Annotated in this window: 23 protein-coding genes and 1 pseudogene; 13 read left to right on the top strand and 11 right to left on the bottom strand. The window is 42.5% G+C overall.

The window, feature by feature from the left end; translation table 11 throughout:
• Positions 1-164 precede the first annotated feature (164 nt).
• The 6 genes and pseudogenes from I4Q58_RS04015 to I4Q58_RS04040 all read right to left on the bottom strand — a co-directional run.
• The gene (locus I4Q58_RS04015; RefSeq protein ID WP_203293933.1) at positions 165-1,517 is read right to left on the bottom strand and encodes a UDP-N-acetylmuramate--L-alanine ligase; all 1,353 of its coding nucleotides are present in this window, start codon (positions 1,515-1,517) and stop codon (positions 165-167) included.
• Between the two features lie 343 nt (positions 1,518-1,860).
• A complete protein-coding gene (locus I4Q58_RS04020; protein ID WP_203293935.1) occupies positions 1,861-2,814 on the bottom strand; it encodes a tetratricopeptide repeat protein in 954 nt (317 codons plus the stop codon).
• Complete coding sequence (locus I4Q58_RS04025) at positions 2,807-3,325, bottom strand: DUF4136 domain-containing protein (protein WP_203293937.1); 519 nt, start codon at positions 3,323-3,325, stop codon at positions 2,807-2,809. The genes I4Q58_RS04020 and I4Q58_RS04025 overlap by 8 nt, the downstream gene beginning before the upstream one ends.
• Before the next feature lie 4 nt (positions 3,326-3,329).
• Positions 3,330-3,845: a DUF4136 domain-containing protein gene (locus tag I4Q58_RS04030; protein ID WP_203293939.1), complete on the bottom strand. Its 516-nt coding sequence runs from the start codon at positions 3,843-3,845 to the stop codon at positions 3,330-3,332.
• 58 nt (positions 3,846-3,903) lie between these two features.
• Positions 3,904-4,920, bottom strand: coding sequence for a GTPase ObgE (obgE, locus tag I4Q58_RS04035; protein WP_203293941.1), 1,017 nt, complete (start codon positions 4,918-4,920; stop codon positions 3,904-3,906).
• 52 nt (positions 4,921-4,972) lie between these two features.
• A pseudogene (locus tag I4Q58_RS04040) lies at positions 4,973-5,560 on the bottom strand (adenylate kinase); the annotation flags it as partial.
• Positions 5,561-5,712: 152 nt separating this feature from the next.
• On the opposite strand from I4Q58_RS04040, the gene purK reads away from it, so the two are divergent.
• The 5 genes from purK (at position 5,713) to I4Q58_RS04065 (ending at position 10,421) form a co-directional block, all read left to right on the top strand.
• Positions 5,713-6,867, top strand: coding sequence for a 5-(carboxyamino)imidazole ribonucleotide synthase (gene purK, locus I4Q58_RS04045; RefSeq protein WP_203293946.1), 1,155 nt, complete (start codon positions 5,713-5,715; stop codon positions 6,865-6,867).
• 44 nt (positions 6,868-6,911) lie between these two features.
• The gene (gene purE, locus I4Q58_RS04050) at positions 6,912-7,403 is read left to right on the top strand and encodes a 5-(carboxyamino)imidazole ribonucleotide mutase (RefSeq protein ID WP_203293948.1); all 492 of its coding nucleotides are present in this window, start codon (positions 6,912-6,914) and stop codon (positions 7,401-7,403) included.
• A 97-nt stretch (positions 7,404-7,500) separates the two neighbouring features.
• Complete coding sequence (locus I4Q58_RS04055; protein WP_203293950.1) at positions 7,501-9,537, top strand: M3 family metallopeptidase; 2,037 nt, start codon at positions 7,501-7,503, stop codon at positions 9,535-9,537.
• Between the two features lie 90 nt (positions 9,538-9,627).
• Positions 9,628-10,182: a sigma-70 family RNA polymerase sigma factor gene (locus I4Q58_RS04060; protein WP_203293952.1), complete on the top strand. Its 555-nt coding sequence runs from the start codon at positions 9,628-9,630 to the stop codon at positions 10,180-10,182.
• A complete protein-coding gene (locus tag I4Q58_RS04065) occupies positions 10,179-10,421 on the top strand; it encodes a hypothetical protein (protein WP_203293954.1) in 243 nt (80 codons plus the stop codon). The genes I4Q58_RS04060 and I4Q58_RS04065 overlap by 4 nt, the downstream gene beginning before the upstream one ends.
• On the opposite strand, the gene I4Q58_RS04070 is transcribed toward I4Q58_RS04065, so the two are convergent.
• Positions 10,404-11,228 (bottom strand): UbiA prenyltransferase family protein, encoded by an 825-nt coding sequence (locus I4Q58_RS04070; protein WP_203293956.1) that lies wholly within the window; start codon positions 11,226-11,228, stop codon positions 10,404-10,406. The genes I4Q58_RS04065 and I4Q58_RS04070 overlap by 18 nt on opposite strands.
• 139 nt (positions 11,229-11,367) lie before the next feature.
• Here I4Q58_RS04070 and gcvP point away from each other — a divergent pair, with 139 nt between their 5' ends.
• From gcvP to I4Q58_RS04110, 8 genes are all read left to right on the top strand, one after another.
• Positions 11,368-14,217, top strand: a complete 2,850-nt coding sequence (gcvP, locus tag I4Q58_RS04075; RefSeq protein WP_203293958.1) for an aminomethyl-transferring glycine dehydrogenase — start codon at positions 11,368-11,370, stop codon at positions 14,215-14,217.
• Between the two features lie 165 nt (positions 14,218-14,382).
• On the top strand, positions 14,383-15,441 hold the full coding sequence (locus I4Q58_RS04080; protein WP_203293960.1) for a 3-oxoacyl-ACP synthase III family protein: 1,059 nt from the start codon (positions 14,383-14,385) through the stop codon (positions 15,439-15,441).
• An 8-nt stretch (positions 15,442-15,449) separates the two neighbouring features.
• Positions 15,450-15,974 carry a methyltransferase domain-containing protein gene (locus I4Q58_RS04085; RefSeq protein WP_203293962.1) on the top strand — a complete coding sequence of 175 codons (525 nt, stop codon included), beginning with the start codon at positions 15,450-15,452 and terminating at the stop codon, positions 15,972-15,974.
• Positions 15,971-16,819, top strand: coding sequence for a glycosyltransferase family 2 protein (locus I4Q58_RS04090; protein ID WP_203293964.1), 849 nt, complete (start codon positions 15,971-15,973; stop codon positions 16,817-16,819). The genes I4Q58_RS04085 and I4Q58_RS04090 overlap by 4 nt, the downstream gene beginning before the upstream one ends.
• Before the next feature lie 75 nt (positions 16,820-16,894).
• Positions 16,895-17,998 (top strand): alkaline phosphatase, encoded by a 1,104-nt coding sequence (locus tag I4Q58_RS04095; protein ID WP_203293966.1) that lies wholly within the window; start codon positions 16,895-16,897, stop codon positions 17,996-17,998.
• A gap of 52 nt (positions 17,999-18,050) precedes the next feature.
• Entirely contained in the window at positions 18,051-18,788 is a 738-nt protein-coding gene (locus I4Q58_RS04100) for an MlaE family ABC transporter permease (RefSeq protein ID WP_203293968.1), read from the top strand.
• A complete protein-coding gene (locus tag I4Q58_RS04105) occupies positions 18,788-19,552 on the top strand; it encodes an ABC transporter ATP-binding protein (protein WP_203293970.1) in 765 nt (254 codons plus the stop codon). Before I4Q58_RS04100 ends, I4Q58_RS04105 begins: the two co-directional genes overlap by 1 nt.
• Before the next feature lie 68 nt (positions 19,553-19,620).
• Entirely contained in the window at positions 19,621-21,237 is a 1,617-nt protein-coding gene (locus I4Q58_RS04110; RefSeq protein ID WP_203293972.1) for an FG-GAP-like repeat-containing protein, read from the top strand.
• Between the two features lie 51 nt (positions 21,238-21,288).
• Here I4Q58_RS04110 and I4Q58_RS04115 read toward each other — a convergent pair whose 3' ends face one another.
• From I4Q58_RS04115 to I4Q58_RS04130, 4 genes are read right to left on the bottom strand one after another with little or no spacing between them, the layout of a single operon-like run.
• Positions 21,289-22,722: a DUF389 domain-containing protein gene (locus tag I4Q58_RS04115; protein WP_203293974.1), complete on the bottom strand. Its 1,434-nt coding sequence runs from the start codon at positions 22,720-22,722 to the stop codon at positions 21,289-21,291.
• Positions 22,723-23,802: a mannose-1-phosphate guanylyltransferase gene (locus I4Q58_RS04120; RefSeq protein WP_203294376.1), complete on the bottom strand. Its 1,080-nt coding sequence runs from the start codon at positions 23,800-23,802 to the stop codon at positions 22,723-22,725.
• 34 nt (positions 23,803-23,836) lie between these two features.
• Positions 23,837-24,433, bottom strand: a complete 597-nt coding sequence (locus I4Q58_RS04125; RefSeq protein ID WP_203293976.1) for a SprT-like domain-containing protein — start codon at positions 24,431-24,433, stop codon at positions 23,837-23,839.
• Positions 24,430-25,116: an SDR family NAD(P)-dependent oxidoreductase gene (locus tag I4Q58_RS04130; RefSeq protein WP_203293978.1), complete on the bottom strand. Its 687-nt coding sequence runs from the start codon at positions 25,114-25,116 to the stop codon at positions 24,430-24,432. Before I4Q58_RS04130 ends, I4Q58_RS04125 begins: the two co-directional genes overlap by 4 nt.
• Positions 25,117-25,127: the final 11 nt, after the last annotated feature.

The following is a 25,127-nucleotide window of genomic DNA, read 5'->3' on the forward strand; positions in this document are numbered from 1 at the left end:
GCATACGGACAAAACGGTGGCGGAATTGATGCCGAATCAAGCCTGCCTGCCCTGTCTGCCGACAGGCAGGCGTCAGGCAGGTTCGGCATGGAAAGGTTTGGCATGGAAAGGGAACAAAACGGTTGGCGGAACGGGTCCGCCAAGGCTTGGATTAGTAGATGTTTTTATAAGTATTTCTTCACCTCGTCGAAATCGAGTCCGCCGTAGTTACCACTGCTCATCAATAGCAAGGCGGTATCGCGAAAATCGTGATTGTAGAGGAAGGTCTTGAAATCGCTTGGATTGGTAAACACCTCGAGATCTTCCCGTTGGAAAGCGTCAAGAATTTGATGGCGCTTGATTTCCTCTAACCCTTTAATCATAACCGCATGTGGCGAATAGAACACGATGGCCTGATCGGCTGCATCCAATGCGCCTTGATATTGCTCGAGAAATTCTGGGTTTAGGCTACTATAGGTATGCAATTCCAAACAGGCCAATATCTTTTTTTGTGGATATTGGTTTTTCATCGCTTGTGTGGTGGCTTTTACTTTGCTTGGAGAGTGCGCGTAGTCCTTATAGGCAACGGCCGTATCGGTTTCGGCAATTTTTTCCAATCGTTTGCTTGCTCCCTTAAAGGTCGCGATCGCCTCGTAGAAATCGTCGGCATCGACACCCATCAGTTGACAGATCCATCGAGCGCCTTCGAGATTGTTTAGGTTATGTTTTCCAAAAATTTCGATCGGCATAGGGCCTTCTGGAGTCTGGAGTAAGGTTTCGCCATCCTCTACGCGATATTTGGGTGTTCGGTAGGGATATTTTTTGATAGTATTAGTGGTTTCAGACACTACTTTTTGAACGGTTTCGTCTTCTTCGTTATATACGATAACACCACCTTCGGTGATTTCATTTAGAAAGATCTCGAATTGCTCGACATATCCCTCAAAGGTTGGAAATACATTGATATGGTCCCAAGCAATTCCGCTTAACAAGGCGATGTTGGGCTTATAAAGATGGAATTTTGGTCTACGGTCGATGGGCGAAGAAAGATACTCATCGCCTTCCAATACAATAAAATCGTTTTCTTCGGTGAGGTGCACCATGGTTTCGAAGCCTTCGAGTTGGGCGCCGACCATATAATCGACTTCCTTTTCATGATAGTTCATAACGTGAAGGATCATGGAGGTGATGGTGGTCTTGCCGTGGCTGCCACCAATAACGACTCGGGTTTTATTCTTGGATTGTTGATAAAGAAATTCTGGATAACTATAGATCGTTACTCCCAATTCTTTTGCCCTCGCGAGTTCTGGATTATCGGGTTTCGCGTGCATACCCAAGATTACCGCATCGAGGTCGGAGGTGATTTTTTCAGGGAACCAGCCGTACTCGTTAGGCAACAAGCCCTTTTTTCTAAGGCGTGATTTGGAGGGATCGAAGATTTCATCGTCGCTACCCGTAACGTTATATCCTTTTTCATGTAGTGCGAGGGCGAGGTTGTGCATGGCAGAGCCGCCGATGGCGATAAAATGGACGCGCATAAGTAGTGTTTTAGTGTAAAGGTATTAAACATCCCCCTAAATCCACCTTCAAAGGGGGACTTTTGGGTGGTGAATGGATGCCGAATCAAGTTCGGCATGGAAAGGTTCGGCATGGAAAGGTTCGGCATGACATTCCCGCAATAGCGATAGAGGTAAGCTAGCTAGCGCGATGCGCTACTACAGCCGATAGCGCGGCCCGACGGAGGAGGGATTGCTATTATAATATAGATAAAGGGTGAACACGATGGCGGAACTAGTCCGCCATGGCAAACGGACAATACAGTGGTGGAACAGGTCCGCTATGGCCTGGCATTGAAACGACAGCGGAACAAGTCCGCTGTGACTATAAGGAGAGGATTTCCTCTTTTTCGTCTTGGGCCTCGTCGAAATCGGGTCTAGATGCAAGGGCTTTATCGATCCATTGCAGGGCTTTTTGTTTGTTGCCGATATTTTTGTAGATCTGCGCAAGGCGGTAGTAGGCCCAGTCCTTTGGCACGCCGTCGCGGATGGTATAGTTTTCAATGTAGGCAAGCAAGGCAGCAATACCTTTTTCGGCATTGAGCTTGTATTGGGCTACAATTTTTCCGATTTGATAGTTTAGTCGGTTGCGTTTGTGCTTCTGCAAGGATTCGGAGGTTGTTGCTAAGGCATCTTCCCCTCGGTTTTGTTTTTCATATAGATCGGAAAGTTTTTCGTAGGTGTGGGGCGAGCCACCAACTTTAATCGCTTGTTTGTAATAGCGTTCTGCATCTTCTTCACGGTCGTTATATTCTGCGATATAGCCTTTGGCCAAGTAGCCATCGACGGCAGATATTTTTTGGAGTTGGGCAGCATATTTTTCGGCTTTGCGTTCACTTCCGCCGAAGATACCCGGGAGTTGCATATAGAATTCGACAAGTGCCCAGCGCGCATCGATGTGGTTAGGGTCTAATTCGGCTGCTTTTTCGAAGTGGAATTTAATATCGTCGATAATGGTAATGGCTGCCAACTTATTTTCTAGGGCTTTCATTCCCAGCACCCCTCCTACCTTAAAATGATAGTTTGCATTATTGGGACGTTGCTCGACCAATGGCTCGTAATACTCCAACGCTTCGTCCCAATTTTTTGCGTAGCCTTCAATATCGCCGAGATATTCACGGGTTTTATCGCTGGTAGGATTTTCAGATAGATATTCTTGGAACAAGAGTTTCGCTTTGGAAAATTGTTCTTTTTTAAAGAAAGCTTCCCCCTTGTCGAAAGCGGTTTGCGCATTCACTAAAAAAGGTAAGACCAATAATATGGAAAAAAGTTTATTCATTGTTTTCAAGTTCTTCATTTTTCACTTCGAGGACAAAATTCTGAAGCGCTTCTGTTATTTTTCCCACATAGTATTGGTGGACTTCTCCTTCCGATAGTGTATCCTGTAGTGTGCCTTCAATAGTAGCGGTCCATGCCAGTTCATCATTTTCAACATCTACAACATCAAGATATAAGAGTTGGTCGACAGCAACGGTTTTTAACGTAATAGAATCGCTTTGACGTGGAATACTATCGTTGTAGATCGGCACATACATCGTATTTTCCTCAGCGAAGAAATTTACGTAGAAATCTGGGGATTCGGATTTCTGAAAATCGGCCTTATATAATTCAAGGTCGATGATTTGCATGATACGCTTCGTTTCATCCTCGGGTAAATTGGTATCGAGCACTGGGTAAAAGTTATAGGTTGAAAATCCGCTAACGTCGCTATTCACTTCGTAGTAAATAGAAGTAGGAGCAAAGCATGAGGAGGCAGTAACCAATAAAAACAGTCCGATGAAATATTTCATTTCCTTATTGTTTGGGAGGGTACTTTTTGAAGATTTTAGCTAGCATTTTATTGTAAAACGTTTGTTTTCGCTCTGGAGTACTTTTCTCTGGATAGTCGTCTTCACCAATCGCTTGCCAGATTAGCGCATCGTTTGAAACATCTATAAAATCGATAGTAAGTTGTTGTTCAATTTTTCGTCCGCCAATAGGAATTCCTCCGCCGACTCCAACCCCTACGTTACCACTGCCGCTTCCGACGCCTATACCAATGGTATTGCGGCTACCAAGTTGCTCGGAAGCATAGAAATTAACATAAAGATCGGGCGTTTCAGATTTTTGCAACCCTTTTACTTGCAACACACTATCGGTTGCTCGCATGATTCGTTTTTCATCTAAAGCGTTTAGGCCCGAGTCCACGGTGGGATAAAAATTATAGGTGGTGTATGACGAAAAATCGGCTTCTGGCTCATAATCCAAGGTTACCGCCGGACCACAAGATGTTAGCATTAATATAAATAAGACGAGTATTGATACTCTCATAGCGCAAGTTTTGCTTCTAATCTAAGCAAAAAGTAGACCATGAATTCGTAAGCATTCGTTAAATTTCTTCTTGCTGCTTATTCAACATCTCCCAAAGCTTATCCTTTAGCTCGACCAAGCCTTGCTGGGCGACAGACGAAATAAACATATAGGGAATCTCCTTAAAATCCTCATCCAATTGCTGCTTCATTTCAGCTTTAAGCTCTTCGTCCAACATATCACTTTTACTGATGGCGACCAATCGCTCCTTATCCAAAAGTTCAGGGTTATAGCGACGTAGTTCATCCAATAAAATGTCATACTGCTTTCGGATATCATCGGCATCGGCTGGAATAAGGAAAAGCAAGGTAGAGTTTCGCTCGATATGCCGTAAGAAGTAATGCCCAAGCCCTTTTCCTTCCGCAGCACCTTCTATAATTCCTGGAATGTCAGCCATTACAAAGGTATTGACTTCTCGATGGGTGACGATTCCCAAATTAGGCTTTAAAGTTGTGAATTCATAATTGGCAATTTTGGGCTTGGCAGCAGTAACTACAGAAAGCAAGGTGCTTTTTCCTGCGTTTGGGAAACCGACGAGGCCAACATCGGCCAAGACTTTTAGTTCGATCGTTAAATTGGCCTCCTCACCTTCCAGTCCAGGTTGTGCATAGCGTGGTGTCTGACGTGTAGCACTTTTAAAATGCGCATTTCCCTTTCCACCTTTTCCACCTTCGGCAACGATGCGCTCCTCACCGTCTTCGGTCATTTCAAAGAGTTTTTTATCGGTATCGGTGTTTTTCACCACTGTTCCCAAAGGAACTTCAATAATAATATCCTCACCATCGGCTCCCGTACTGGTCTGCTTACCGCCGCTACCTCCGTGTCCGGCACGAAAGTGACGCTTAAACTTTAGGTGGTAGAGGGTCCACATATTCTTGTTCGCCTTGATAATTATATGGCCTCCACGTCCGCCATCACCTCCATCGGGACCGCCTTTAGGAACGAATTTCTCTCGCCGAAGGTGCGTACTCCCCTTCCCTCCTTTTCCGGAAGTTACATGGATTTTTACGTAGTCAACAAAATTGCCTTCGGTCATAAAAATTTAAAATGTAAAAATTAAAATAAAAAAAGTCTAAACTCTGGATACCTTATTTTAGGTTGTCGATAACAGAACTAAGGCGTTCGGTGATTTCTTCAATACTTCCTACACCATCCACGCCATAATAGCGATCTTCTTTTTGATAGTATTCTTTTAGAATATCGGTTTTGCGATAATATTCTGCGATGCGTTCGCGGATAACATCCTCATTCGCATCATCGGCACGACCACTTGTCTTTCCACGCTCCAACAAACGCTTCACCAAGACTTCGTCCGGCACTTCCAGCGCGATCATACCATTGATTTCACTTTCTGTTTCGTCCATCAACTTTGCCAAGGCCTCGGCCTGTGCTGCTGTTCTTGGGAATCCGTCGAAAATAAAACCGTTTACATCTGGATTTTTCTCCACCTCAGCTTTCAACATGTCGATGGTTACATTATCGGGTACCAAATGGCCTTTATCCATATAGCTTTTCGCCAGGGTTCCCAATTCAGTTTCATTTTTAATATTATATCGAAATACGTCACCAGTCGAGATATGTACCAGATTATATTTTTCCTTTAAAATATCGGCTTGTGTCCCTTTCCCGGCTCCGGGAGGACCAAATAGTACGATGTTTGTCATCTTTCTATGTTTTGTTGAAAATAGCTGTGTTAGAAATCGCCACATGGCAAAACGCAAAGATAAAGATAATGCAGTGGAATTTACCATAGTTAGGTTGTGAAGTTTACAGTCGATTTTTAGCCCTTCGGAAGCAATCCTTTTCCCCTTTTCTTATCTTTGCTGCCATGAACTATTTCTCTTCTTCCTTTACGCTCGGCATCCTTGGCGGTGGTCAACTCGGCAAGATGATGCTCTACGAAACAAGAAAGTACGATATTACCACCCATGTGCTCGATCCCAGTGCCGAAGCGCCCTGCCGAATTGCCTGCGATAGGTTTCAGCAAGGCGACTTGATGGATTATGATACCGTTTATAAATTTGGTCAAAAGGTAGACGTGCTAACGTTTGAAATTGAAGGCGTAAACGTCGATGCGCTCGAACAATTGGAAAAGGAAGGGAAAACCGTGTATCCGTCTTCAAATACCTTACGGAATATTCAGGATAAGGGGGTTCAGAAACAATTTTATAAGGAACACAAACTTCCGACGGCACCTTTTAAGCGCTATAAGGATAAATATGAGTTGAATGAAGCCGTCGTTCGCAAAGAATTAAACTATCCCTTTGTATGGAAAAGCTGTACGGGTGGTTACGATGGAAAAGGTGTCAGCATTATTCGCGATGCAGAGGATTTGATTCCGCTTTCGGAAGGTTCCTGTATTGCAGAAAAATTGATTCCATTCAAAAATGAATTGGCAGTTATTGTGGCGCGAAACCCTTCCGGGGAAGTAACGACCTATCCTGTTGTTGAAATGGAGTTCCATCCGGAAGCCAATCAAGTTGAATATGTTATCTGTCCCGCACGGATTGAAGAGCATGTTGCATCGAAAGCGCGTGAAGTAGCCAAAAACGTTTCTGAAGCATTTGAGCACGTTGGATTGTTGGCGGTAGAATTGTTTCAAACCGAAGATGACGATATTTTGATTAATGAAGTCGCTCCGCGTCCACATAATAGTGGTCATTATAGTATTGAAGCCAGCTACACTAATCAATTTGAACAGCATATTCGGGCCATTTTAAATCTTCCTTTGGGCAAAACCGACAGCAAGGTAGGAGGTATTATGGTAAATTTGGTCGGTGCAGAAGGTCATACTGGAGAGGTAGTGTACGAAAACATCGCAGAAATTATGCGTATGGAAGGTGTTACGCCTCATATCTACGGAAAAAAGCAAACGCGTCCCTTTCGAAAAATGGGCCATGTAACGATTGTCGACCCAGATATTTCAAAGGCACGGAAAGTAGCTGAAGAGGTGAAGAAATCCATTCGCGTTATCAGCAAATAGTTCGCGACAAAAGCCCTATTTTTGTGTAATAAGTTAGAAAAACTATGAGCAAAGTAGGAATTATCATGGGAAGCACGAGCGACCTTCCCGTCATGCAAGAGGCCATCGACATGCTGAAAGGCTTCGACATTGAAGTTGAAGTCGATATTGTATCGGCCCACCGTACTCCTGATAAACTTTTCGACTATGGAAAAAACGCGCACGAACGTGGTATCAGCGTTATCATTGCTGGTGCTGGTGGCGCTGCCCATCTTCCAGGGATGATCGCTTCGCTTTCACCCCTACCGGTTATTGGAGTTCCCGTGAAATCGCGGAACAGCATTGATGGTTGGGATAGTGTATTATCCATTCTTCAAATGCCGGGAGGTGTTCCGGTTGCCACCGTAGCCTTGGATGGCGCTAAAAATGCGGGTATTCTCGCCGCACAGATCATTGGAGTTGCCGATAACTGTGTTTTGGATAAGATTTTAGCCTATAAAGAAGGGTTGAAGCAGAAGGTGACTGATGGCGCCGAGGAGGTGCGGAAGAAGTTTTAAACACTCCAATTAACCAAACAGACTTAAAAATTTAAACTCTTCGACTGCCTGCCCGCCGGCAGGCGGGCGCTCGACCAGACATAAAAATTTACTAAACATGACAAACACCACAAATCCATTATTATCCCCTTTTAACACGGCACCTTTCAGCAACATCAAGGACGAACATTTCCTGCCAGCCATAAAACAGCTGATTGCCGATACTAAAGAAGAGATCAATGCTATAACGGAGAATGAAGAAGCTCCAAGCTTCGAAAATACGATAGAGGCGTTGGAACAAACGGGTGAGCAGCTTAATCGGGTAACAGCTATTTTCTTCAACCTAAATAGTGCCGAAACGAATGAGACCATTCAAAAAATTGCGCAGGAGGTTTCACCGTTGTTATCCGACTTCAATAATGATTTGTTGTTGAATGAAGAACTCTTCAAAAGGGTAAAAAAAGTTTACGACAATCGAAAATCGCTTTCCCTTTCACCTGAACAAAAAACACTGCTCGACAAACAATATAAAGGCTTCGCCCGTAATGGTGCGAATCTTTCAGAAGAGAAAAAGGAAACACTTCGAAAAATCGATCAAGAACTGTCGAAATTAAAGTTAACCTTTGGTGAAAACGTATTGGCAGAAACCAACAGATACGAACTTCACTTAACCGATGAAAAGGATCTCTCCGGATTACCAGATGGTGCTATCGAGGAAGCCGCTACTACTGCAAAAGAAAAAGGAAAGGATGGCTGGGTGTTTACGTTAGCGTATCCGAGCTATATTCCGTTTATGACGTATGCCGACAATCGCGAATTGCGAAAAACGTTGGCCTTAGCGTTCGGATCAAAAGGCTTTCACGGCGATGAGCTAGACAATCAGGAAAACGTATTACGAATTGCGAACCTTCGTCACCAACGTGCTAACCTATTAGGATACGATAGTCACGCCCACTTTGTTTTGGAAGAACGAATGGCAGAAACGCCAGAGAAAGTGCATGATTTCCTAAATGAATTGCTCGAAAAAGCGAAACCTGCCGCCCAAAAGGAATTTGACGAGCTTGAAGCGTTCGCGAAGGAAACCGATGGAATCGATCAACTTCAGAAATGGGATGGTGCCTATTATTCTGAAAAGTTGAAGCAAAAGTTATTCGATTTGGACGATGAAAAACTGAAGCCTTATTTCGAATTGAAGAATGTAATCGATGGCGTTTTTACGGTAGCGAATAAGTTATACGGACTTTCCTTTGAGGAAGTGCAAGATATCGACAAATACCACCCAGATGTGAAGACGTATCGCGTTACGGATACTAAAGGTGAACTCGTTGCCATTTTTTATGCAGATTTCCACCCAAGAGCTGGCAAACGCAACGGTGCGTGGATGACGGTGTATCGCCAGCAGCAGATTAAAAACGGCGAAAACGAACGTCCACATATCTCTATCGTTTGCAATTTTACCAAACCAACGGCTAGCAAACCTTCTCTCTTAACATTTAACGAAGTAACGACCTTATTTCATGAATTCGGACACGCACTTCACGGAATGTTGGCCAATACAACCTATTCAGGATTATCTGGCACAAATGTATACTGGGATTTTGTAGAGTTGCCCAGTCAGGTATTGGAAAACTGGTGCTATGAGAAAGAAACCTTAGAGCTTTTCGCAAAGCATTATAAAACAGGTGAAACCATTCCGATGGAATACATCACCAAAATTAAGGAATCGGCTACCTTTTTGGAGGGCATGAAAACATTACGCCAGTTGAGTTTTGGCTTGCTGGATATGGCTTGGCATGGTAGCGACCCGAGTGGAATTGAAAACGTAAAGGGATTTGAAGTCAAGGCTTTTGGATCGACCAAATTATATCCCGATGTACCAACAAATTGCATGAGCACTTCTTTCAGCCATATTTTTCAAGGTGGCTATTCCGCAGGCTATTATAGTTATAAATGGGCCGAGGTATTGGATGCCGATGCTTTTTCATATTTTCAGGAGGAAGGATTATTCAACAAGGAAGTCGCCCAAAAATTCTATACCCATATTCTATCACAAGGCGGTACTGAAGACCCCATGGAACTATATGTTCGCTTTAGAGGAAGGAAGCCAGATCCTGAGGCACTTCTTAAACGTGCGGGATTACTTCAGAATAGCTAAGAATCTAAATCACACCCATGTAGGAATGATTTTGTGATAAAGTTGTGAGATAACTTTGGTATTTTTGAGTAGTTTAAGACCAAAAATGCTATGGGTGAGGTAACCTTACATCCTGAAAAGTGGGTCGATCGCTATGCCGACTATCTTTTCAACTATACCATTGTGCGCGTTAATGATCGGATTGTCGCGGAGGACTTAATTTCGGAAACATTTCTTGCCGGTTTAAAATCGAAGGACAATTTTAAGGGCAACGCAAGTGAGCGCACTTGGCTTATTTCTATTCTAAAGCGAAAAATAATCGATTATTATCGAAAGAAAAACACACAAAAGGCGCAAGCGGAAGTGCATATTACCTATTCCGATGACGAAATGGAAGGCGATTGGCTAGAGGAACGAGTTGAGGATTTTTCCGATCAAACTGCCGAAGACACGCTAGAAAACAAGGAATTACGTTTGGCAATATTTGAATGCTTGGATACCTTAGATGAACGACATGCCGATATCTTCAAATTAAAGACCATCCAAAATTATGATACGGAAGCTATCTGTAATGAATATAATATTACTCCGTCTAACCTTTGGGTTATCATTCACCGTGCTAGAAAAGCCTTGATGACCTGCCTGAAAAAACACTGGTTAGAATGAAGATACAAATTGCCTTTAGTTGCAAAGAGGCGGCGCACGCCTGTGACAAACATCAATACAAGGAATGTTCCAAGAGCGATAGAATGTTATTGCAGTTTCATTTAGTTATCTGCAAATTATGCCGCGAATATTCCACTCAAAACAAACGCCTTACCGATTTTATGCATAGCTCCGCTATCGCAACCTTATCCCGCGAAAAAAAGGAAGCTATGAAGCAGCAACTACGAAGTTATTTGTAGCAAACCGTAGTATAGCAGCCAGCCTAAAATAGGAATCCCCTCCACCCAAAAAGAAGCGAAATAACTTGATTGTTTAGGTGATGCTTTCCAAAGTGCAATGGTAGTGATAGCGCAAATGCCAATCAGATAATAGAAGTGCACATCTGCAGCGGACTCCTTCATCCATTCTACTAAAAGTATAAGCACAATACTTATAGTACCAAGCCATTTTGTGGTCCGAACGCCCATCCGTTGAGGAATGGTTCCCAATGTTCTTTTGTCATACGGTAAATCCCGAATCTCGAATGGTAGGGTTAACACCATCACTAATAGTAATCGTTGTATAAAGCTGATCCAAACATCCAAATGATTTAAAATCCCACCAAAAACAGCTGGTAAAAAGACTGTGCTGCCAGCCCAAACCAGTGCTACTATAAAAATCTTCAATCCCGCAATGGTGCGCAGGCTTCTATTCTTTAATAAAGGGATAGCATAAAGCAACGTGAGAAGCCCCAAAACAAATGTTCCAACCAATACCGGAATGGGCTGTAACCATGACACACATAACAAGCCTAGAAAAGCGATAAATGAAAAGACTTGGATAACACGAAGTGATTGTGCCAAACTTCGGTGATGCAACCCTGCTACTGGAGCGTATTTAACGAAATTATAGCCCGTAATCGTTGCTAAAAAGATATACCACGGGAATGAATTTGAAACGGAAATATCATATTCGAAAAGTGTAATTCCAACAAATGCAAGCACCGCTAAAGCTACATGAATGCTGCTATTGATATAAAACTGAAAAAGGTTGGAAATGAATCGCATGCCTCCAAAAGTAGCGAAACTGTTAACAACCTATCGCATCGGTTGAAAAGTTCTTTTAGGAAGCGTATTAATTTGAAGCATTTGGATAGTAAATATCGTATTTTTGCACCACATTTTTTTCACCTAATAAACGTAGAGAATGAATACAGACTCCTTTGCCTTACGACACATCGGCCCAAGACGAAGCGACCTTCCGGAAATGCTTAAAAAAGTTGGGGTTGAAAGTTTGGAACAACTTGTTTTTGAAACCATTCCTGATGATATCCGCCTCAAGAAAGATCTGAAATTGGATACCGCCTTGAGCGAACAGGAATATCTTGAACATATTAACGAGTTAGCGGCAAAGAATAAACTGTTTAAAACCTATATTGGACTGGGATACCACGCCACGCACTTGCCACCGGTGATTCAGCGAAATATTCTTGAAAATCCAGGATGGTACACGGCCTACACACCCTATCAGGCTGAAATCGCCCAAGGTCGTTTGGAAGCGCTTTTAAACTTTCAAACGATGGTAGCTGACCTAACCGGAATGGAGTTGGCAAATGCTTCCCTCTTAGATGAAGCTACTGCAGCTGCAGAAGCCATGACACTTTTGTTTTCACTTCGTGACCGTAACCAAAAGAAAAACGACGTAAACAAATTCTTCATTTCTGAAGAAGTCTTGCCGCAAACGCTTTCAGTCTTAAAAACCAGAGCGATTCCAATCGGAATCGAATTGGTAATCGGAAAGCATGAAGATTTCGACTTTTCTGAAGAGTACTTCGGCGTGTTGCTACAATATCCTGGTCGAACCGGAAGAGTACACGATTTCAAAGGATTTATTGAGAATGCAAACAGTCGAAATATTAAAGTAGCTGTTGCGGCCGATATTTTGAGCCTGGTAATGCTTGAATCGCCTGGTCATTTTGGTGCCGACGTTGTGGTAGGTTCTACACAGCGCTTTGGAATTCCGTTAGGGTATGGTGGACCCCATGCAGCCTTTTTCGCAACAAAAGATGAATATAAACGAAACATTCCGGGTCGAATAATTGGCGTAAGCAAGGACATGGATGGAAATCCAGCTCTCCGAATGGCCCTACAAACCCGCGAACAACACATCAAACGTGACCGTGCCACTTCCAATATTTGTACGGCTCAAGTACTGTTGGCCGTCATGGCTGGTATGTATGCCGTATATCACGGACCTGAAGGTTTGAAACATATCGCAAACAAGGTGCATAACGCTACCGCCACCTTGGCAAATGCCTTGGAGGAAATTGGTTTATACCAAGTGAATGAAACGTATTTCGACACTATTGCCGTAAAAACGGATGCCACTAAAATTAAATACCTTGCGGAAGGGAAGCAGCTGAATTTCTACTATCCCGATACCGAAACGGTTTCCATTTCACTGAACGAAACCACTACACTTAAGGAATTAAATAAAATTGTTTCTGTTTTTGCAGAAGCTACCAATACTGAAGCGAAAAAAATTAACGAAATCATTACAGGAAAGGCTATTCCCGAAGCAGCTGCCCGGAAAACCGAGTTTCTTACCAATGATGTCTTCAACCGTTATCATAGTGAAACGGAATTGATGCGTTACATCAAAAAATTGGAGCGCAAGGATTTAGCACTAAATCACTCTATGATTTCTTTAGGGTCTTGTACAATGAAGCTGAACGCTGCTGCCGAAATGCTCCCACTAAGCGATCCGCAATGGGGCAATATGCACCCCTTTGTTCCTGTAGAACAGGCGGAAGGCTATCAACAGGTGTTGAAGAAACTCGAAAAACAACTTACGGAAATTACCGGTTTTGCCGCTACTTCCCTTCAACCCAACTCCGGAGCACAAGGTGAGTTTGCTGGCTTGATGGTCATCAGAAAGTATCACGAAAGTCGTGGCGATCATCATCGAAATATTTGTCTTATTCCTTCCTCAGCGCACGGCACCAATCCAGCGAGTGCTGTTATGGCAGGCATGAAAGTAGTCGTTACAAAATCTAATGAGGATGGAAATATCGATGTGGATGATTTAAGAGAAAAGGCAGAAAAGTACAAAGACAACCTCTCTGCGTTGATGGTTACCTATCCTTCCACACACGGTGTGTACGAATCGGCTATTCGTGAAATTACTCAGATCATTCACGACAACGACGGGCAAGTCTATATGGATGGCGCCAACATGAATGCCCAGGTAGCACTAACCAATCCTGGAGCGATTGGCGCGGATGTTTGTCACTTAAACCTTCACAAAACCTTCGCTATTCCACATGGTGGCGGTGGACCTGGGGTTGGACCAATTTGTGTAGCCAAGCAATTGGTGCCCTTTCTTCCGAAGAATCCTTTGATTGAAACCGGCGGAAAAAATGGTATCAATGCTATTTCTGCGGCACCTTGGGGAAGTTCTCTTGTATGTCTTATTTCGTATGCCTATATCACCATGCTAGGTGAAAATGGATTGAAAAAATCTACCCAGTATGCCATTTTAAATGCAAACTATATTAAAGAACGCTTAAAGGGCTATTATGAAACACTATACACAGGTGAAAGAGGTCGCGCAGCACACGAAATGATCTTGGATTGTCGCCCGTTTAAAGAACACGGCATTGAGGTAGTGGACATCGCAAAACGCTTGATGGACTATGGGTTCCATGCTCCAACGGTGTCGTTTCCGGTGGCTGGAACGGTGATGGTTGAACCAACAGAGAGCGAAAGCAAAGAAGAATTGGATCGTTTCTGCGATGCTATGATTTCAATACGAAAAGAGATTGATGAAGCGAGCAAGGATGAACCCAACAACCCACTAAAAAATGCACCCCACACCCAAGCTATGCTAACGAGTGACACTTGGGAGCTTCCGTATACGCGACAGCAGGCTGCATTTCCGCTTCCCTTTATTCAAGAGAATAAATTTTGGCCGACCGTTCGTCGCGTCGACGATGCCTACGGTGATCGAAACCTGATTTGTACTTGCGATCCAATTGAGGCGTATATGGAAGCGTAAGACAAAACATATATTTTTTCAAAAATCCTCATTTTCAGAGATTTGAAATGAGGATTTTTTATTTCTAGTACTTAAAATTGCAATTCTGGCAAATCATGTGAAATTCATTTTAAATGCAAGGCTCAACCGGCATCTTTTCCGTATTTTTAGCCCAAAATATAGGTCATGGGTACAAAAATTACTGGTGTCGGTAGTTACATTCCTGAAGGCGTAGCTCCGAACGAACAATTTCAAGAGCACAGCTTTTATAACGAGGACGGTTCTCGGTTCGGACATGAAAATGATGTCATTATAGAAAAGTTCAAGGCAATTACCGGCATTTCAGAACGCCGCTATATAAAAGACCATTACAATACCTCTGATATTGCTTATTTCGCTGCGAAAAAAGCCATCGACAATGCCGGTATCGATAAAGAAACGCTTGATTATATTATTGTAGCCCATAATTATGGCGATGTAAAGCACGGGAACCAACAAAGCGACACGGTCCCTAGCATAGCTTCACGTGTAAAGCATCAACTTCGTATAAAATCGCCACAGTGTGTCGCCTATGATGTGCTTTTTGGTTGCCCTGGATGGGTTGAAGGCATGATTCAGGCACACGCATATATTAAGAGTGGTATGGCCAAAAAGTGCTTGGTTATTGGTGCTGAGGCGTTGAGTAGAGTCGTTGACCAGCACGACCGCGATTCAATGATCTATAGCGATGGTGCCGGCGCAACAGTAGTAGAATCCGATGATACTGAAAGCGGCATTTTAGCTCATAACACCGCAACTTTTGCATACGACGAAGCTAATTTTATTTATTTTGGTGAAAGTTATAATCAAGAATTGAACGATGCGCGACGGTATATCAAAATGTACGGCCGAAAAATTTACGAATTTGCCATCAGCAATGTTCCGCAGGCTATGAAAAATTGTTTGGATAAGAGCGGACGTTCTATTTCTGAAGTATCCAAAATCTTTATTCACCAAGCGAATGAAAAAATGGATGAAGCCATTATTAAACGATTTTATGGCTTGTATGGTGAAGAGGTTCCGGAGAATGTGCTTCCTATGAGCATCAATAAGCTTGGAAATAGCAGTGTTGCGACTATTCCTACGCTATACGATTTGGTGATGAATGGAAAATTGGAGGGACACTCGGTTTCAAAAGGCGACGTACTCATCTTTGCCAGTGTCGGTGCGGGAATGAACATAAATGCAATCGTATATCAAGCCTAATACTTCACATGTACGAAGGAAATTTTCCCAACAAACGATATGCCCATACCCTTCGCTTTCTAGAAAAGCATATTCCTTCTAGTTCCAATATTTTAGACCTTGGCGTTCGAAATCCATTTTCCGAAATCATGGAAGAAGCAGGCTATATCGTGTCAAATACGAATGGCGAGGATTTAGACATCGATTATTCCGCAGTACAACAAACGGATTATGATGCGGTAACGGCTTTTGAGATTTTCGAGCATTTGGTAGCTCCTTTCAATATCTTGAGTAACATTAAGGCCAATAAGCTAGTGGCATCAGTTCCGCTAAAGCTTTGGTTTGCTTCTGCCTACAAAAATCCAAATGATGAACGCGACCGTCATTATCACGAATTTGAGGATTGGCAATTCAATTGGTTGTTGGAAAAGGCTGGTTGGAAAATAAAAGCTTCGGAAAAATTCACCAATCCCGTTAAAAAAATCGGAATTCGTCCCATTCTTAGACGTTTCACGCCTCGCTATTATTTGGTGTATGCAGAACGGATTTCATGAAATGCTATATCGTCATACCCGCCCATAACGAAGAAGCCTTCTTAGCAAGCACACTTCAATCCTTGGTCGATCAGACCCATCAACCTTCTAAAATAGTAGTGGTAAACGACAACTCCACCGATAGCACCCAAGCGATTATAGACCGTTTTGCTTCTAAATATGCCTTCCTTTCTGGTATTGAAAGCATTTCTTCTACAGATCATGCACCAGGAAGCAAGGTGATTAATGCTTTTCAGAAAGGATTATCAGCGCTGGACAGTGAATACGACATCATTTGCAAATTTGATGCAGACTTAATCTTCCCGCCCAATTATCTCGAGCAGATTGTTCAGTGTTTCACCGAAAAACCGAAATGTGGTATGGCTGGTGGATTTTGTTATGTTGAAAAGAATGGGCAATGGATATTGGAAAGTCTTACCAATAAAGACCATATAAGAGGAGCCTTAAAAGCCTACCGAAAAAAATGCTTTGAGCAAATAGAAGGCCTTAAAAACGCAATGGGTTGGGACACCGTCGATGAATTATTAGCTCGTTACCATGGCTGGGAAATCTGTACGGATGAAAGCCTTCAGGTAAAACATCTGAAGCCTACTGGAACCACCTATTCGCCCGCTGCTAGATGGAAGCAAGGCGAAGCCTTTTATAAAATGCGATATGGCTTTTGGCTCACATTTATCGCTAGTGCCAAATTAGCGGCGGCCAAAAAATCCTTCTCGTATTTCATGAATTGTATGAAAGGATATCGAAAAGCAAAGAACTCAAAGAACGCTTTTCTTGTTTCGGTAGAAGAGGGAAAATTTATCCGAAAACTTCGTTGGAACGGTATCCGTCGTAAACTTTTTTGAAATTTTTAAATGCAGTGGTCTGCAAAAGCTTTCAATTCTCAGTATTTTTGATACTACATTCAATCAGCATTCACCATGAAGAATTTTTCACAATACACCGCCTTACTTTTACTACTACTGCTTGTTACATCCTGTGTTTCGGTTCAGGTAAAGGACAATACCCTTTCTTCCGAAACGGTTTCTTCACAAAAACCAAAGAATGTTATCTTGCTAATTGGCGATGGCATGGGATTGAGTCAGGTATCTGCAGGAATGTTCTATTCCGATAAAAAATCAAATTTCGAGCGGTTACCAACCATCGGACTCATAAAAACCTCTTCTTCCAGCGATTTAATAACCGATTCGGCTGCGGGCGCCACGGCATTTTCAGCGGGCGTTAAAACGTATAACGGAGCTATAGGTGTCGATAAAAACAAAAACAGTGTTCCGACGCTTTCCGAACAGGCAGCGAATAAAGGTCTTGCTACGGGATTGATATCAACCTCCTCGGTTGTACATGCAACCCCTGCTAGTTTTTATGCCCATGTAGAAAACCGTCGGATGTACGAGGAGATTGCTGATTTTGTTTCAAAAAGCGACCTAGATTTTATCGCTGGTGGTGGTACACAATTCTTTCAAGAGCGAAAGGATCAGCGCGACCTTTATGAGGATCTACGCAACAATGGTTTTGAGGTCTACACCGAAAGCCTTCCTGCAAACGCTTCAACCAAAAGACAAGCCATTTTGTTGGCGAAGGATGGTATGCCAAAAGCTATTGAAAATCGTGGTGACTTCCTTCCGGATGCCACCCAACTAGCCATTACAAAATTGGCAAAAAACACCGATGGTTTCTTTTTGGTTGTGGAGGGATCACAAATAGATTGGGGAGGTCACGCCAATGATGCCGACTACTTAATCGGTGAACAATTGGATTTTGACAAAACTATTGGAGTAGCGCTCGACTATGCCGATATTCACGATAATACGTTGGTTATCGTAACAGCCGACCACGAAACCGGTGGGTTTACGTTGGCTTCAGATGAAGGCGACTACAACAAAATAAAGCCATCGTTTTCTACCGGCGGTCATTCATCGACCTTGATTCCCGTTTTTGCTGCGGGACCGGGTTCTGAAAATTTCAATGGGATTTATGAAAACACTGAAATTTATCATAAAATCAAACAATTGCTGTTGGAATAAGCCTGAGATTGGCTACCTTGAAAATTCTACTAATTACCCGTAGCTTTAAAGCATGAAATACCTCAAGGATATCGGTTCCTACTTCCTGATGATTAAACGCGTGTTCGGTAGTTATACCAAACGCTCGGTATTGCGGGAACTTATTTTTAAGGAACTTGACGATCTTATTATCGATTCGATGCCAATCGTGGCGTTCATTTCCTTCTTTGTAGGAGGCGTTGTTGCCATTCAAACCGCATTGAATATGGACAACCCACTAATTCCAGAATCCTTAATTGGATATGCCTCTCGGCAATCCGTTATTTTGGAATTCTCCCCTACTTTTATTTCCATCATCATGGCGGGAAAAGTGGGCTCGTTTATTACGTCCAGCATAGGATCTATGCGAGTAACGGAACAGATTGATGCCCTTGAAGTGATGGGTATCAATTCACTAAATTACCTAGTGTTCCCAAAGATTGTAGCCTTGATGTTCTACCCATTTGTAATCGCTATTTCGATGTTTTTAGGCATTATGGGCGGATGGGTAGCCGGTGTATATGGAGGCTTCACCTCTTCCTCTGCTTTTGTGGAAGGACTTCAGGAATCCTTTATTCCGTACCATCTTACGTATGCCTTTATAAAGACGGTCGTATTTGCTTTTATCCTAGCCACTGTTCCTTCTTGGCAGGGATATTATATGAAAGGCGGCGCCTTGGAGGTAGGAAAGGCAAGTACCAATTCCTTTGTGTGGACAAGCGTGCTTATTATTCTCTCGAATTATATACTAACCCAATTATTGCTTAGCTAATGATTAAGGTAGATGACATTCATAAGAGTTTTGGGGATGAAGAAATTCTGAAGGGAATCAGTACGGTTTTCGATAAGGGAAAAACAAATCTTATTATCGGACAATCCGGTAGTGGTAAAACGGTGATGCTTAAATGTTTGCTAGGCCTATTCAAACCAGAAAAAGGTCGGATATATTATGAAGATACCGCCATTCAGGATATGAATGATGAACAACAACGACAGCTTCGCGAGCAAATCGGCATGCTATTTCAAGGGGGTGCCCTTTTCGACAGTATGAATATCGAGGAAAATGTGATGTTTCCACTGCGTATGTTCACCAAGCAGAAGAAAAGTGAAATGTTGGATCGCGTAAACGAGGTCCTTTCCCGCGTAAACCTCGAGAATGTCAATAAAAAATATCCCGCTGAAATTTCTGGGGGAATGCAAAAGAGGGTGTCCATTGCACGTGCTATCGTGAATCGCCCGAAATATTTGTTCTGTGACGAACCCAATAGTGGCTTAGATCCTAAAACAGCTACACTTATCGATAACCTGATTCAAGAAATCACACACGAATTTGATATGACAACGGTGGTGGTCACCCACGATATGAACTCGGTGATGGAGATTGGTGAAAAAGTCGTACTGTTAAAGCATGGTAAATTAGTGTGGCAAGGTACGAATAAGGAGATCTTCAAAACCGATAACGAAGATGTGGTAAACTTTGTGTATTCGTCCGATCTTTTCAAAAAAATTAAGGAAGCACAGCTAAAAGAAGGGTAAAATTTGATTTGTAACAATCTGCCTTTCAAAAAAATGGTTACTTTTAAGGCCCTAAAATAAATGTAACCATGAAAAAAATTCTACTTCTAAGTCTCTCCTTCGCTATTTCAATAGGAGCGATGGCCCAAGTTTCATTTACTCCTTCCTCTGGAGGAATCGGTAATTATGACGATACTTCAGAATGTGCTGTCGATATGAATGGAGACTACTTAGACGACTATGTTCGTGTAGCACCGAGTGGTATCGGTATCGATTATCAAAATGCTGATGGATCCTTCACCTCTGTATTTCAAAATACACCCATTCAAAATGATCCTAATTGGAGTATCGCCGCAGGTGAATTAAACGGAGACGGCTATAACGATTTGGTATTAGGAAACGGACAACGCGTTTCTTTTGTCTTCTCAAGTTCCGACGGAAGCACTCATACAGAAGACACTTCCTTTACAGACTTTATTTTCTCACAGCGTTCAACCATGGCCGATATCGATAATGATGGCGACCTAGATTCGTTTGTATGTCATGACATAGACCTAAGCCACCCCTATCGAAACGACGGTAATGGAAATATGACTGAAGACCAAACCCTTATTGAAACCATAAACTTACCGGGCAACTATGCCGCTGTTTGGGTAGATTATGATAATGATGGTGATACCGACATGTACCTAACAAAATGTAGAGGCGGATCCAGCCCTGGCGACCCAGAACGCGATAACGCTATGTATACGAATAATGGAGATGGTACTTTTACTGAAAACGGTGCGGATATTGGAATGCGCGACAATGCACAGTCCTGGTCGACTGTATTTGAAGATTTTGATAATGATGGCGACTTCGATGCCTTTATCGTGAACCACGATTTCCAAAACCGTTTTATGGAAAATGACGGTACTGGCAATTTTACGGATATCATTGCAACCACTGGAATCAATCCGAATGACCTAGGCGCTTGGGAGAATCAAGCAGCCGACTTCAACAATGATGGCTTTGTGGATATTTTCTCTGAGCTTTCAAAGGAACTTTACATCAACAATGGCGATATGACCTTTACCGGTATCGATTTACCTTTTGATGAAGGGGCCATTGCCGACCTAAACAATGACGGCTTCTTAGATGTAGCCAATGATGGGACTATTTGGTTTAACGATGGAAATGGTAACAACTATGTGAAGGTTGCATTGGAGGGCGTTGATAGTAATTTTAACGGAATTGGCGCAAGAGTTGTAATTGCAGGTGAATGGGGCGAACAAATGCGTGAAATACGTTCTGGCCAAGGCTTTAGCCATATGAATAGCTTGGTCGCACACTTCGGAATTGGAACTAGTAGTGAAATCGAAACCGTAACAGTTTATTGGCCATCGGGAACGATTGATCAGATTGATGGACCTGATATCAATACGCAGCATCTTATTGTTGAAGGAAGTGCTCCGCTTTCAACAGAAACCAATACAATTACAGGAATCAATTTGTATCCGAATCCTTCAACAGAATACATTAGCTTCAGTCTTCAAGGACAAAATGATCTTCCACTTACTATTACCGATGTAAATGGTAAGATAGTGATAACAACTACTATTTCTTCGGGTGAAACAGTTTCTACTCAGCAATTGAAAAGCGGTATCTATTTCGCTACGATTGAAGTAGGTGGCAAAAAAGGAAACTATAAGTTTATCAAGAAATAAACCGTTTGATTTGGCAACAAAAAAAGCGTCGATTTACGGCGCTTTTTTGTTTTATGGAGTCATCGTTTCAACCCGAAGCGTATCGACCTTCATCTTTAGCTTAAGCCAATTGTAGAGCGTTGTATTCTTCTCTTGTTGTTGCTGTGGCTTCACCGATTCATTCCAGGTTACGAAGAATACGGGCAAGGTATCTGTTTTACTGAAATTCGTCAAAATTCGCTTGGAATAGGCAAACTGATCCAACTCGGTGTAAACGGTCTTCACTTCTTTACTAAGTTCCTGGAAATTCAATTCTTTCACCTGAAGACGCGCTATCTCATTCTCAAGAAACTCGATTCTAGAGTTTTTATCCTGAATAAGCTGGTCGTTCTTCACATATAAATCCTCCAAGATTCCTGCTTTTACTTCACTTGATAAGCGCTCGGCCATCTGCCCGCTTTGATCGGCACCCTGGTGAATCCGAAGATTCGCTTCTTCTAAACGTTCAGTTGTACTAGCGGTCTCTAACCATTCGTTTATCTTTGATGTTGGAACCGGTTGTCCGATCAAGTAGACATCAATATTCTTGGTTTTATAATCTTGTGTAAATTTCACAACCTCTGCTCCGTCATACTGCACGATATCTTTTACAAACTCTTTCGTCTTCTGCTCGAACAATTGCTGGTCCAAAAGATTAATAAAAAGAATCACGCTAGGAACCATTACAATTATAGCAATCAGGGAAGCGATTTGCGCGATACGCTTTCTCCGTTTCGAGTTTGCATACCGCACCAATGGAAAACGCAACAGCTTTGAAACAATAAAGGTAGCAAGCGCAATAAATACTGCATTTATAGAGAATAAATACAAGGCACCTCCGGCATACGACCAATTTCCAATCGCTATTCCATATCCAACCGTACATAATGGCGGCATAAGTGCCGTAGCAATTGCAACCCCAAAGATTACGCTAGCAATGGTGCCGCTTTTGGTTTTTGCCACAATAAGGCCCAATCCTCCGAAAATAGCCACCAACACATCCAAAATAGTGGGATAGGTTCGTGCCAACAACTCTGGAGTTTCTTCAGTTAAGGGAGAAATTTTGAAATATAAAGTTGCCGTTAGCACACTTAATATGACCATAATACCCAAGTTGATAAGCGATCGCTTCAGGGTCTCCACATCATTAATCGCTACCGATAATCCGATACCCACGATTGGCCCCATCAATGGCGATATAAGCATGGCACCAATAACCACTGCCGTACTACTTACATTTAGACCAATCGAAGCCACGAAAATGGAAAAAATCAAAATCCAAGCGGTATGCCCTTTAAAGGGAATATCTTTTTTCACGGCAGCGATCGTAGCATCACGGTCGCTATCGCTACGTATATCGAACAGCTCTTTAAAAAACTGCTTCAGGTTTTCCCAGGTGGTTAATTTCACCTGCTCAAATTCCTCCTCGTTCGGAGTAATTTTTATATCGTTCTTGTCGTCTGCCATTTAGGTATATTTTTCGCCAAACTTACTTTTTATTTCGTTAAGTAAGTTCTTAATATTTTGCTCTTTTTTCTTTGGAAAGATAAGTAAAACATCTTCCTTATCGACTACGATATAATCGCTAAGTCCGTCGACAACTATCAACTTTTTCGTTGCTGAATAAATCATATTCCCTTCAGCATCCTCTAAATGTGAGTAGGCCCGCACTACGGCATTTTCGGCATCATCCTTTTTAAGTTCTTCGTGAAGTGCCCCCCAAGTACCCAAATCGTTCCAATCGAAACTTGCTTGTTTCACATATACATTATTGGCCTTTTCCATAATGGCATAGTCAATTGAAATATTCTCTGCCTTTCCATAGTTATCTTGTATAAACAGCTCTTCCTCTTCTGTATTATAGGCAGGCTTCCCTTCCGAAAACAGGGCATGCATTACCGGATTATGCTTTTCAAACGCGTCGGTAATGCTTTTTACGCTCCATAAAAAGATTCCGGCATTCCAAAGGAAGTTACCAGCATCTACAAATTGTTTAGCTGTCTCATAATCCGGTTTTTCACGGAATTGTTTCACCTTCTGAACAGGCGAACGCGATCCTTCCTCAGCTTCAATATAGCCGTATCCTGTATTTGGGAAAGTGGGGGGAATGCCTAACGTCATAAGATAGTCATTTCGCTGGCACGCATCGAAACAGGTCTGCACATCGTTGGCGAAGGCCTCTTCATCCTCAATCCAATGATCGCTTGGCGCGACCAGCATCAATGCATTCGGGTTTTCTTTCTGGATTTTCATCGCTGCCAATAATATACAAGGAGCCGTATTACGCATAGCCGGTTCCATAACCACCTGTTGTTCTTTAATTTCAGGTAGTTGCTCCATTGTTAACGATAGGTACCGTTCATTAGTAAGAATCAAAATGTTCTCCGATGGCATCAATTTATTGAGACGCGAAAAAGTACGTTGCAATAACGTTTGTCCCGTTCCCAACATATCATGAAACTGTTTCGGAAATTCAGTAGTACTCACCGGCCAAAACCGCGAGCCAATTCCTCCCGCCATGATTACGGCGTAATAATCTTTATTCAGCATAATTCTTTTCTAGTTGATTAGTAATCGCCTCCTAAGATAGATATTCTACTTCAGCATTTGGGTTGAAAAGATACAATCGCCCAGTGGCAACTTCTACACATTCAAACCGTTTTACCCGTTTATTCCCCCGTTTGAAGACCTTCCCATTATACAACCGAAAATGGCCTCCAAAAGGGATTTCAAAGATAAAGGTTTTATCGTTGGGAGGATCGAACTGTTTGAGGGCCAATGAAAGCTTTTCATCAGTATCGCTACTCGCCTTAGGGTTCTTAAAATGCAGCGCCAGCAGTGGCAACAATTGTTGCGGAAAGATTTCCGGGCGAATAAAAGGAAGCATCAAACGTTGAAATGTATGTTTCCACTCCTTTCCATGTGGCTTGATAGAGCGCCCATATTTCTGAAACGCCACCAAATGGGCTATTTCATGTACCAACGTAATTAAAAAACGATAGGTGTTCAGATTTGCATTGACGGTTATTTGATGCTGCCCATCTGGAAGTTTACGATAGTCACCATGACGCGTTTTGCGCTCATCAACGATTTTAAGGTAGACATGATTCGTCTTGATAAGTTCAAAAACAGGTGCAACAGCTGCCTTTGGAATATATCGTTCCAGAATTTCAATCATGGCGTACTGCTAGATACTTGAAGCACCTTGCCATTGTAGTAGCGGTTTCCATTTAAGGCAAAATCGAAAATATAGGCTGCCATCTCTTCAGCAGAAAGTGGAGCTTCGTATCCAGGGAATGCTTCTTCCAACATTTCGGTCTGAACAGCACCCAGCGCTAAGGCATTAAACGAAGGGCCAGATTCCTTAAACTCTTCCGCCAATACTTCGGTTAACGTTATGATGGCACCTTTACTACTGCTATAGGCTGCTAAGCCAGGAAACTTCATGCTCCCTTGAATACCACCCATACTACTAATGTTTACAACATGGCCTTGCTTCGACATCATGGGAAGCACCAATTGTGTTAAAGCCGCAGCACCAAAAACATTCACTTCATAGCTATCCAAGAAATCTTCCTTTTTCAATTTTGAAAAGGGTTTATTCACCAAATAACCAGAATTATTGATAAGAATATCGACCGTTTCCCATTTCTCCTCTAAAAAGTCTTTCACCTTCTTCAGGTCCTGATCATCGGTTATATCGCAAGGGAAGCAGGTACAGTTTGAAATTTCCAATCCGGAGATCGGAACATCATTTCGGGAAAGCGCCAATACATTATGGCCGGCATCTGTAAAGAGGGAAACCAATTCGTAGCCAATACCACGACTGGTTCCGGTAATGATTACATTTTTCTTCTTCATGCCTTTAAATA

Source organism: Luteirhabdus pelagi, assembly GCF_016827595.1.
GTDB lineage: Bacteria > Bacteroidota > Bacteroidia > Flavobacteriales > Flavobacteriaceae > Luteirhabdus > Luteirhabdus pelagi.